This window comes from Anaerococcus porci (genome assembly GCF_034090325.1).
GTDB classification, from domain to species: Bacteria; Bacillota; Clostridia; order Tissierellales; family Peptoniphilaceae; genus Anaerococcus; species Anaerococcus porci.
On sequence record NZ_JAXDSU010000013.1, the window covers coordinates 1 to 11,104 of the forward strand.

At 28.9% G+C, this 11,104-nt stretch carries 12 protein-coding genes and 1 pseudogene; 1 reads left to right on the plus strand and 12 read right to left on the minus strand.

The window, feature by feature from the left end; all coding sequences use genetic code 11:
- From SOR60_RS01960 to SOR60_RS01970, 3 genes are all read right to left on the minus strand, one after another.
- Nucleotides 1-169, minus strand: a 169-nt coding sequence (locus SOR60_RS01960; RefSeq protein WP_320595090.1) for a 30S ribosomal protein S10, incomplete at its 3' end; no start/stop codon positions are given.
- Nucleotides 170-545: 376 nt separating this feature from the next.
- Complete coding sequence (locus SOR60_RS01965) at nucleotides 546-1,196, minus strand: Crp/Fnr family transcriptional regulator (protein ID WP_320595084.1); 651 nt, start codon at nucleotides 1,194-1,196, stop codon at nucleotides 546-548.
- Nucleotides 1,197-1,330: 134 nt separating this feature from the next.
- Complete coding sequence (locus SOR60_RS01970) at nucleotides 1,331-1,891, minus strand: GNAT family N-acetyltransferase (RefSeq protein WP_154540641.1); 561 nt, start codon at nucleotides 1,889-1,891, stop codon at nucleotides 1,331-1,333.
- 224 nt (nucleotides 1,892-2,115) lie between these two features.
- Between SOR60_RS01970 and SOR60_RS01975 the strand changes: the two genes are divergently transcribed.
- On the plus strand, nucleotides 2,116-2,568 hold the full coding sequence (locus tag SOR60_RS01975; protein WP_154540639.1) for a hypothetical protein: 453 nt from the start codon (nucleotides 2,116-2,118) through the stop codon (nucleotides 2,566-2,568).
- 370 nt (nucleotides 2,569-2,938) lie between these two features.
- Here the strand turns inward: SOR60_RS01975 and SOR60_RS01980 are convergent, their stop codons facing one another.
- The 9 genes and pseudogenes from SOR60_RS01980 to SOR60_RS02020 all read right to left on the minus strand — a co-directional run.
- Complete coding sequence (locus SOR60_RS01980; RefSeq protein WP_154540637.1) at nucleotides 2,939-3,976, minus strand: 3-hydroxyisobutyryl-CoA hydrolase; 1,038 nt, start codon at nucleotides 3,974-3,976, stop codon at nucleotides 2,939-2,941.
- Between the two features lie 272 nt (nucleotides 3,977-4,248).
- The gene (locus SOR60_RS01985; protein WP_229771219.1) at nucleotides 4,249-4,866 is read right to left on the minus strand and encodes a MurR/RpiR family transcriptional regulator; all 618 of its coding nucleotides are present in this window, start codon (nucleotides 4,864-4,866) and stop codon (nucleotides 4,249-4,251) included.
- 21 nt (nucleotides 4,867-4,887) lie between these two features.
- Nucleotides 4,888-5,109 (minus strand): annotated as a pseudogene (locus tag SOR60_RS01990) (MurR/RpiR family transcriptional regulator); the annotation flags it as partial.
- A complete protein-coding gene (locus SOR60_RS01995) occupies nucleotides 5,102-5,995 on the minus strand; it encodes an ROK family protein (RefSeq protein ID WP_320595085.1) in 894 nt (297 codons plus the stop codon). The gene SOR60_RS01995 and the pseudogene SOR60_RS01990, both read right to left, overlap by 8 nt.
- Nucleotides 5,996-6,061: 66 nt before the next feature.
- A complete protein-coding gene (locus SOR60_RS02000; RefSeq protein WP_320595086.1) occupies nucleotides 6,062-6,511 on the minus strand; it encodes a NanQ anomerase/TabA/YiaL family protein in 450 nt (149 codons plus the stop codon).
- Between the two features lie 13 nt (nucleotides 6,512-6,524).
- Nucleotides 6,525-8,033 (minus strand): sodium:solute symporter family protein, encoded by a 1,509-nt coding sequence (locus SOR60_RS02005; RefSeq protein ID WP_320595087.1) that lies wholly within the window; start codon nucleotides 8,031-8,033, stop codon nucleotides 6,525-6,527.
- Nucleotides 8,034-8,044: 11 nt separating this feature from the next.
- Nucleotides 8,045-8,965 (minus strand): dihydrodipicolinate synthase family protein, encoded by a 921-nt coding sequence (locus tag SOR60_RS02010; RefSeq protein ID WP_320595088.1) that lies wholly within the window; start codon nucleotides 8,963-8,965, stop codon nucleotides 8,045-8,047.
- A 15-nt stretch (nucleotides 8,966-8,980) separates the two neighbouring features.
- Nucleotides 8,981-9,679, minus strand: a complete 699-nt coding sequence (locus SOR60_RS02015) for an N-acetylmannosamine-6-phosphate 2-epimerase (RefSeq protein ID WP_176270109.1) — start codon at nucleotides 9,677-9,679, stop codon at nucleotides 8,981-8,983.
- 240 nt (nucleotides 9,680-9,919) lie between these two features.
- A partial coding sequence (locus tag SOR60_RS02020; protein ID WP_320595089.1) for a MalY/PatB family protein occupies nucleotides 9,920-11,104 on the minus strand: 1,185 nt, incomplete at its 5' end.

The window sequence follows — 11,104 nt, forward strand, 5'->3', positions numbered from 1 at the left end:
TGTGAACCGCTCTTAAGATAGTAATTCTTTCTATCTCTGTTGGTAATGGAATTGGTCCACTTACTTCGGCTCCTGATCTTTTAACCGCTTCTACGATTTTTTCTGCTGAGCTGTCGATTACTTCGTGATCGTATGCTCTTAGTCTAATTCTTATCTTTTGATTAGCCATTTTTCCTCCTTTTGATGTGCCACCCATCCGGGCGTTTAATTATATTTGGAAAGCACTAGAGATTCTTCTCTAGCTTGCTTGGTGAAAATTACCTTCCACATCTGGCCTAAGTGTGAAAGCAACCTCCCACTTCATAGCACTTGAATATAATACAACAAATTCTAGAAAAAATCAAATATTTTGTTATTTTTCTAATATTTTTTAATCTCTTTAGAATCTACCATATCAATCTTTTTTATTATATATTGTTTTTAAGTTTTTTTCAAATTATTTTTCAATTTTTTTCTTTTATTTTTTAATCTAATAAATTTTCTTTCCTTTTATATTATATGGATATATAGGCATTAAAAATTCATTATATAAGTAGATATTTATACTAATATATCAAGTTCTCCAAAATATTCTTTTTTAGTATAAAAATTTCCTTTTTATCTACTTTTATAATACCCTCACCCATCATTTTAGAAAGTTCCCTAGAAAGTGACGGTCTTGTTGTTGAAAGAAAGTCTGCAAGCTCTTCTCTGGTCTGATTTAATATTACCTTATTATCCTTTTCTTCAAGTAATAGGAAATTTCCTATCTTTTGTCTTAAAGTAAATTGAGTATTGATTTGATTTTTTTGACTAAGGACAAGACACTTTTTACTAAGTAGGTCTATATAATTTAGTAAAAATGACTTGGGCATAGCTTTATTAATTATATTTCTAAAATTTTTTATATGAAAAACTTTAGATTCTTTTTGGCAAAATGCCGAAAAGTCATACGGAACCTTAAGATAAGCGTAGACTTCTCCAAAAATACCTTTATTATTAAAGGTTTGAATTATTGATCTTTTTCCATTCGAATCAAATTTTGCAACTAAAATTGACCCCTCCTTTAAGTAATAAAGATCGCTTTTAATCTCTCCTTGCTCAAATATATAAGAATCTTTTGGATATCTTACTTCTACTATATCTATATTATCTTCTAAAATCTTAAGATCATCTTGACTTAAGTTTTTAAAAAGTGGTATTTCTCTTAAATTCATTTTTCACCTCTGATATTTTTTACCCAATTCAAGACTAAAACACTAAAATTAAACACTAGTATTTTTTCAAAAATCCTTAATAATTTTTTGTATTTTAAAAGCTAAATAATGGACTAAAATATTCCATTATATTTTTATTCTTTATTGAAATATTCTTCAGCTAGCAAACTATACATCGAAGCATCAACTATTCCTTTGTTACTCCAATCAGCCTTCCTTAATGTGCCCTCAAAGGTCAATCCAGATTTTCGCATTACTTTTCCAGAATTTGGATTATTGGGATCATGCTGTGACTCAATTCTTTGGACCTTAACTTGCTCAAATAGAAAAGGAATAATAGCTTTTAAAGCTTCACTAGTAATGCCTTTATTCCACCATTTACTTCCAATTGCATATCCAATATGAACCATATTTGTTTTTTCATTCATATCTACAACAGAAATCGAACCAATTGGCTCACAAATTTCTTTTAATACAATTGCCCGCTGATAGAATTTCTTATTTTTATAACTAGATATCCAATCTTCAATTACTCTCTTTGTAATAATTTTATCTTCATGCCTTGTCCACCTTAAAAATTCAGTCACCTTATCATCATGTGTCCAATTCTTATAAGCAAACTCTACATCATCAATATTGAATTGCCTTAACAGTAGACGATTTGTCTCAATTACAACTGTTCCTTTATGTTCCATAAAAACTCCTTAAATCTATTCCATCTTATAATAAGAACATTTTGAATCTATCTTATAACATTTCTGGGATTTTTAATACATTATATCTTATTCATTTTTCTTGAGCATATTTCTTATTAAATGTTATATCTTTGTCAACTTACACTTAATAATATTTTAAAGATAAGTTAAGGAGCATTATTGATAATTTTCCTTCCTTATTTATATTCTATGAGGGGAATCTTTTGATAACATTTGGTATTTTTCTTATAATAGAGCTTATTGTATTTTTGCTTGTATTTGTACTTGCAGGAATATGGGCAACAAAAAATGCTAATATTGCAGAAACTTTACCTATTTTTTATCTTTTGAATTGGTGTATAAAAATTTTTCTTACGATGTTACCAAGTTTGGCAAGTATATGGGCAATCACTATAATTTTTGATAAAGTAATATTGTCTGTTGGACTAAATATTCTTTTGGTAATTCCAAGTATACTTGTAGCAGCTACTCCACTTAGAATAGTTTATCCATATTGTTATAGTGGTTATTTGGTGTCATGTTCATTATATGATTTTACGTCAACTGGTATAAATAATAATTTTGAATTATTTCCACTTATGCCTATTGCAATTTTTATTTTGGCTTTTGCAATTTTGGTTGCAATAATACAATTTGGAAAAAAAGAAATGAGGTAAAATTTCAATTTATCTTAAACAAACAATACTCATGCAAAAAGTAAAATTACTTTTATACAAAATTTTTCAAGATTAGTAAAGTTCTATTATTAAGAAATTTAATAACAAGGCTATAAGATAAAATTACACAATCTATAAGTTATATAATTAAAAAGGAAGTATAGAAAAATCAAAACTATACTTCCTTTTTATATTTTTACTATAAATTAATCTTTAGTGATTCTGAAATTTATGAAACTATTAATACATATAGAAGAATATTTTAATTTCAGGATAATGAATAAAATCATAGCTGTTAAATATTTGTAATAAATCCAATCCTAACGAATTTCTATTAAAAAGGATATACAATCGCATATCCCCCCAATTTTCATTCAATTATCAAAAGCTCTTTTACCTCACTATCATCAACATCTAAGAGGTTTTTGCTTGGCCAGTTTGGTTTATCTTCTTTGTCTATTATTTGAATTCTTATTCCTTCTTGGATATAAGCTTTTTTTATAGCATAGTTTATTATTTTTAAATCTAGGTTATAAGTTTCTTCTTGACTTATTTCTTTTCCTAGAAAATATTTTTCAAATTGTACCTTTAACATAAATGGTGAGCACTTTTTTATATTTTCAAGTGTCTTTTTGGCAAAGTCATTATCTTGATTTTCCTCAAGTTCTTTTATTATCTCTTCAATACTTTCTTTTTTAAAGTATTTTTCTATTTTTTCTTTATTTTTGTAATTTTCAGTTTCCTTAAGCTCTTTTGCATATTTTGATGCTTCTTTTTTAAATTCTTCCAAAAGTTTCTCAGCTTCATATTTTTCTGAAATTTCAAATAGTTTTTCTATTAGACTTTCATAAGAATTTTTATCTATTAATATATGGGCTATATTATATTTAACTAAGTCATCTGGAAAAAGCCTTGCTCCTATAAGTCCTACGTACTGTCCTAATGCTTGAGGTAGTTTTGAAATGTGTTTTCCTACTCCCACATCTGGAACAAATCCTAATCTTGTTTCTGGCATAGCCCAATTTACTGTTTGATCGGTTATTATAAAGTCTGAGTTTATTGTAAGTCCTACTCCACCACCCATAGTTACTCCGAACCAATGGCTTATAATTGGTTTTTTGTAGTTTAGAACATACTTGTCAAGGTCAAACTCTTCTACAAAGAACCTATCCTTATCATAAAGCTCTTTATCTATAATATCTTCATAGATTTCTTTTAGATCTCCACCAGCTGAAAATCCTTTTTCTACTTTTGAGTCAAATAATATGGCTCTTATATTATCATTATTTTCCCATTTTTCCATGGTGTTTTTTATATCTTTCACCATTTTTTTATCTAATGCATTTAATTTTTCTGCTTTATCTAAGTAGATTATGCCTATCTTATTTTTTATTTTTTCTATTATCATAAATTCTCCTTTTTATTAAGATATTTGATTTATAAAAAAAGTCAATATTTTTTTGATAATTCTTATCAATATTTATTTTAAAGAATTTATGAAATTTTAATAATTAAGATTTTAGTTGGTAGCTAAAGTTAGGATATAACTTTCTAATTTTCCTATAAGTTTATAATTTTCTAGGAATAATTAAAACTTTTGCAATCTTTCCTTTATACTTATTTTACCAATTTAACATTGTAAAATACCAAATAATATTATTGATAATCTAGTTGTATTATTTATAGGTCATTTTCTTCTTTTTCTATCTTTATATTTAAAGCTCTTAATGTATCATCATGTAATTTTTCTTTTTTGTTTTTGTCTTCTTTTACAAAATATGAATAAATCAAATCTACCATTACTGATATTGGAAACTGAGGACTTATAACGTTACCATGGTTTAGGTGAATTAGAGATGGAACAAGTATTACCTCATCACAATAATTCTTATATGCTTTTTTATTTTGAGATGTTATAAGAACTGTTTTTGCATTTTTCTTGTGGGCTTCAAACAAGTAATATAGTACTTCTTCAGTATTTCCGCTTATACTAAGACCTATAGCTAGAGAGTTTTCATTATGAAAGATTGATCTCATTTTCATCTGGTCTGAGTCTGTAATAGAGTCAATATTTACACCTATTCTCATAAATCTAAGTTCCATTTCATTTGCTGCAAGTCCTGATGAGCCTTTTCCACAAACAAAGACTTTTTCTACTGTATTTAAATAATTGATTATTCTTTTTATTTGATTTTCATCAACTAAACTATAAGTTTTGTTTAATAGTTCCTGGTATGTGTTTAGTACTTGACTTATATTTCCTGTTACATCTTGTTCTTTTTCTACAAAGTCTTCCAAATATTGATAAATGAATTCTCTATATCCTCTAAAACCACATTTTTGAGAAAATCTTGATAGAGACGCTTGTGATACAAACAGTTTATCAGCGAGATCTTTGGATGAAAATTTTTGCTTTTTGTTATTATGTATGAAAAAATCTGCTATATTTTTTTCAACATCTGTAAAGTTATCATAGTTTGATTCTATTATTTCAACTACTGATTTTATATAGTATCCTATAACATCCTCCTTGCTATTGATTTATCCTCTTGAAATTATAGTAAGCTCCTAACATTCCCGCACTATTTTTATGTTTTGCAAATTTTAAGCTAAGATGTTTGTATAGTTGCTTTCCAAGATACTTGGATAGACTAGAGTTTATTCTTTCTTTAAGATAGCCTTCTTGAGCCATGATTCCACCACCAAGTACAACCGTATCTGGATTTAGGACATAGCAAATATTTGAAATTCCTAAAGCAAGCATGTCACACATTTCATCTATTGCTTTTATACAAATTTCATCATTATTCTTTGCAGCTTCAAATACTTTCTTCCCATCCCAATCTTTAGGATTTTCATTTTTTCTTTTAGCAACTTTTTCAACAAGTGCCTTTGCAGAAGCATAATTCTCAAAAGTATCATCTTTTACTTTCATGTATCCTACTTCACAAGCAGAGCCTGATACGCCATGCAGTACTTTACCATTTATTATAGCACAACCGCCTATTCCAGTCCCTATTGTTAAGATTAAGGCTATTTTACTTTTCATGCAGGCTCCTGATTCATATTCAGCAATCCCTGCACAATTAACATCATTTTCTACTTGGCACTCTAATGCAAATTTATCCATTATTGTTTGTTTAAAGTTTATACCAGTATAATTTGGTATAAGTTCTGATGCATGATATATCTCACCTTTTTTGGTATCAACAACACCTGCTGTCGAAATCGAAACTCCTTCTATTTCTTCTTTGCATATTTTTTCTAAGTAAGTCTTTATAATTACTAAAACTTTTTTTAAAATATTTACTCCACCTTTATAGGCCTCAGTTTCTATCTCATTTTTTTCTAAAATATTGCTATTTTCATCAATTATTCCATATTTTATGGCAGTTCCGCCTATATCTATACTAATATATTTCTTCATGATACTTCCTACTTTTTATAATTAAAGAGGCATATGTTTAAAAAACATCTTGCCTCTTTAATTATATTATATTTTTATTTTAAAAATTGCTTTTTTTATTTTTTGAGCTTTTTTATAAGCTATGGCTGTCATGTGCCCATCATTTGGAAAACAGATTAGAAAATCTTCATTATTTAATATTACGAAGGAATTATTATCTCCTTCTAAAGCTTGATAATCATCTTTTTTAACATATTCTCCAAGTTCTAAATTAGATATAAAGTTTAAATCAATTTGCTCACACCCATCAAGCATAAGGTGTAAATCTAGGTAATCTTTATGAGCTTCCCAAAATCTATCTTCCTTATTTTTTGTTTCATATTCAACTATATTTACAAATAATCTGTCACCATCAATTTGATAACTTCCTTTTTCAAAAGTTTTTAAATCATTGTTTTTGGCATATTCAAAGCATTCTAGTATTTTATTTTCTAAAAATGAATATTCTTTTAGATTTTTAATATTTCCAAATATCATATTTTCTCCCAATCTATTTATATATGGTTGTTTCTTTTGGTGGACTAATTTTGGCTCCTTTTATTTTGTTATAGACTATTGATCCTATAATTCCAACTATTAGTGAAACTACTATTGAAATTATTGAATAAGACCAGAAGGAAATTTTTGCTGGATCTACAAAGTATTTTATATATACCATAACACAACTTGCTGCAATAAAGGCCAAGCTTGCCCCAAATTTATTTGCTATTTTTGTAAATGCACCTAATATAAATGTTCCAACCAATATACCTAGGACAAGACCCATAAAACCATTAAACCATTCATAAGCTGATTTTATATTACCATTTGCAAGAACCATAGAAACGATTATAGCAAAGATACCCACTATTAGTGATACTCTTTGTCCAATTTTAGTTTGTTTTTCAAAACTTAAGTCTTTTTTACTTATATTGGATTGAACATCTAAAGTCCAACTTGAAGCAACTGAGTTAAGTCCTGTTGAAAGTGTTGATTGGGCTGCTGCATAGATAGCTGCAAGTAAAACTCCTGTAAATCCTACTGGAAGTTCAAATGCAATCCATGATGCATAGATTTGGTCTTGTTGTGCTGCAGGTGGTAGTGGATTTCCTTGTGTTTGATAGAAAACATATAAACCTGTACCTATAAGGTAGAAAACAGTTGCAATAAATATGGATAGACAACCATTAGCTATCATCATCTTATTTAATTGTTTTGTGTCTGTTGTTGTAGTAAACCTTTGTACTATATCTTGACTTGAAACATATGAACCTACTGTATTTAAACCTGCACCGAAAATTAATAAGAATATACTATCTCTGAATATATTCGCATCAAATATTGGTTGATCTACTGCTAAGAACTTATGATTATTTATAAGCTCATCTGCTATAGCTGAAAATCCTCCATCAATATTACATAATAGATAGATTAAACCAAAAGTTACACCAAGTAGTAATACTGAACCTTGTATAAAATCTGTCCATAATACTGATTTAAGTCCACCAGTATAAGAATAGATTATAGCTATAATTCCCATTATAATAATAAGTATATTAACATTAATGCCTATAAGTTTTGAAAGCACCATACATGGTAGATACATTATAATTGACATACGTCCTACTTGATAGATTATAAACATTAGTGCACCAAGTATTCTCAAACCTTTGCTATCAAATCTTAGTTCAAGATATTGATAAGCTGTATCTATATCAAGCTTGCTATAAATAGGCAAGAAAAATCTAATAGTAAATGGAATTGCTATCAACATACCTAGTTGAGCAAACCACATTATCCATGTTCCAGCATATGAGTTACCTGGAAGTGATAAGAAGGAAATAGGACTTAAAAGTGTTGCAAATATAGATACTGATGTTACCCACCATGGAATTGTACCATCACCTTTAAAGTATTCTTTGCCCTTCATCTCTTTTTTTGAGAAATGAAGGCCAGCAAATAATACCACCGCTAAATATACTATTAATATAATTAGATCAATTTTAGTAAATCCTTGCATATTATCATCCTTTAATCAATATATTTGTCTCTTGCTTTATTTATCATCTCAGCAGCTTCTTTTGCTATAGACATATCATCTTCAATAAGTCCAGATAGAGGTTTTCTTACACTTCCTATATCTAGATTTTCATTAATCCTAAGTATCTCTTTAATTACTGCATACATATTTCCATGAGATGAACACATTTTGTAGATTATTTCATCTACATCATATTGTATATCCCTTGCCTTATCTAAATCTTTATTCTTTAAACATTCATCCATTTTTAAGAATAGTTCAGGCATAGCTCCATATGTACCCCCGATAGCTCCCTCTGCTCCTATAATTCTACCTGATATAAACTGTTCATCTGGACCATTGAAAATTACATAATCATCTCCTGCTTTTTGTTTAAACATTTGAATATCTTGAACTGGCATAGATGAATTCTTTACACCAATAACATTAGGATTTTTTCTCATTTCAGTAAAAAGTGCATCTGTTAAGGCCACACCAGCAAGTTGTGGTATATTATAGATTACAAAATCTGTGTTCTTTGCGGCAGATGAAATATCATTCCAATATTCTGCTATTGAATATTCTGGTAGTCTAAAATAAATTGGTGGTATAGCTGCTATAGCATCTACTCCTAAGCTTTCTGCATGTGCTGCAAGTTCCATTGAATCTTTTGTATTATTACAAGCAACATGAGCTATAACTGTAAGTTTATCCTTAGCCTCTTTCATTACATTTTCAAGAACCGTTTTCTTATCTTCTACACTTTGGTATATACATTCTCCTGAAGATCCATTTACATACACACCCTTAACTTTCTTATCTATAAAATATTTAGTTAATTCTCTTACTCTTTCTGGACTAATTTCACCCTCATCATCATAACATGCATAAAATGCTGGTATAACACCCTTATACTTATCTAAATTTCTCATCATATCCCCCTTATATTATTTTTTATTAATTTCATCTACAAACGCTTTTGTTATTACTTGTGGTCTTGTAATAATAGATCCTACTACTACACTAAAGCATCCAAGTTCAATTACTCTTCTAGCCTTCATAGGAGTATTAATATTGCCCTCAGCTATAACTTCATGTTTTACATTTGCTATAATTTTCCTAATTATTTCAAAATCATTATTTTCTATTTTGTCACCTTTTGATTGGTCTGTATATCCAACTAAAGTTGTTCCTATAAAGTCAAAACCAAGCTTGTCTGCCCTTATAGCTTCATCAACTGTAGAGCAATCCGCCATAAACAGTTGATTTGGATATTTTTTCTTAACTTCTGTGAAAAACTCTTCTATACCAATTCCACCTGGTCTTAAATTCTCTGTTGAATCCATAGCTATAATTTCAACACCACTTTCAACCAAACTATCAACTTCATCCATAGTAGGTGTTATGTATATTTTAGAATCAGCATAGTCTTTTTTAATAATTCCAATTATAGGCAAATCTACTTCTTTTTGTATTTCTTTTATATCTGCACAAGTGTTTGCCCTAATTCCACTAGCTCCTCCAACTTTTGCAGCCCTAGCCATTCTTCCCATTATAAAAGATGAATGTAGGGGTTCACCTGGAAGTGCTTGACATGATACTATTAAATTATTTCTAATAGAATCTATTTTTTCTCCATAGGTCATGTTAGCCTCCTTACTGATTAAAGTATATACTCCTTTGAATTTTATTTCAATATTTAACTTAATTTAGAAATTAATTTCATTAATTCGAACAAAATGATATCATTTTCCTGTTTTCCTTTATTTTTTCTTGTTTTTTTTGAAATTAAGTCCAAAAATTAATATTTTTTAATTCCCTAGAAACAATAAAAAAACTCAAAGTTTTTTAGAGAATTTAAAACTTTGAGTTTTTCTATACTTTACTTATTTAATTACATATTCTTTAAGTCTACTAAAAGCTTCAACTACCTTATAATAAGGCAAAGCAAGATTCATTCTTATAGCATATTTTCCATTAAATGGTCTGCCGTCCTGCCATGCTACACCGACATCCCAACCTTTTTTAAGAATTTCTCCTACATTAACATTGTGTTCTTTACAATAATCTCTGAAATCTAGAAAAAGCATGTAGGTTCCCTCTGGTTTTGATAAGTTGACTCCTCTAAAGTTTTCCTTAATGAATTCATAAGCATAGTTTACATTTTTTGATATAGTTTCACATAATTCATCAACCCACTCTTGACCAGTCTTACTATAGGCTCCTATCAAAGCATGCATAGATAAGAGATTCATATCATTGTAGTGTGAAAGTGAAGATTCTTTATCCACCCTATTTCTTATATATTCATTGTAGATTATATGGTATGAGCCAACAAGGCCTGCAAGGTTAAAAGTCTTGCTTGGAGCATAAAGGGCAACTGTATTTTCATGAGCATAATCTGAAACTTCTTGAGTTGGGGTTTGTTTTGCTCCATTAACAAGGATATCCGACCAAATTTCATCTGATACTATCTTTACATTGTGTTTTTCAAATATAGCTACTGCTTTTTTGAGTTCTTCTTTAGTCCATACCCTACCTGTTGGATTGTGAGGATTACACATAATAGTTGCAACTATTTTTTCTTCTACAATCTTTTTTTCCATATCTTCATAATTCATAACCCATCTTCCATTTTCATCTTTAATGAGCTCGGAATGAACAATATTGTAACCATTGTTTACTAAGGACATAGTAAAACCAATATAAGTTGGGGAATGAACTAGAACCTTATCTCCTTTTGAACAAAATACATTTAGAGCAGAAATAACACCACCTAAAACTCCATTTTCATATCCTATATGCTCTTTTTTAATATTCTCAATACCTTTTCTATCCTTATGCCAATTTATGATAGAGTTATAATATTGCTTAGATGGAGCAAAATACCCAAAAGCGGGATGCTTTACTCTTTCAATAATTGCATCTTGAATAGAAGGAGCTGTAGCAAAATTCATATCAGCAACCCACATAGGAATTGCATCAAATCCTTCTTTTGGAAGATCAGGACTCATATTAGGTATTGTTCCAAGTCCATCAACAGCCATAGCGTCTTTTCCATGTCTTTCAAG

Coding starts and splice junctions, on each gene's coding strand:
- SOR60_RS01965 (WP_320595084.1), bottom strand. CDS start 1,196: ATGAATTTAAGAGAAATACCACTTTTTAAAAACTTAAGTCAAGATGAT.
- SOR60_RS01970 (WP_154540641.1), bottom strand. CDS start 1,891: ATGGAACATAAAGGAACAGTTGTAATTGAGACAAATCGTCTACTGTTA.
- SOR60_RS01980 (WP_154540637.1), bottom strand. CDS start 3,976: ATGATAATAGAAAAAATAAAAAATAAGATAGGCATAATCTACTTAGAT.
- SOR60_RS01995 (WP_320595085.1), bottom strand. CDS start 5,995: ATGAAGAAATATATTAGTATAGATATAGGCGGAACTGCCATAAAATAT.
- SOR60_RS02000 (WP_320595086.1), bottom strand. CDS start 6,511: ATGATATTTGGAAATATTAAAAATCTAAAAGAATATTCATTTTTAGAA.
- SOR60_RS02005 (WP_320595087.1), bottom strand. CDS start 8,033: ATGCAAGGATTTACTAAAATTGATCTAATTATATTAATAGTATATTTA.
- SOR60_RS02010 (WP_320595088.1), bottom strand. CDS start 8,965: ATGAGAAATTTAGATAAGTATAAGGGTGTTATACCAGCATTTTATGCA.
- SOR60_RS02015 (WP_176270109.1), bottom strand. CDS start 9,679: ATGACCTATGGAGAAAAAATAGATTCTATTAGAAATAATTTAATAGTA.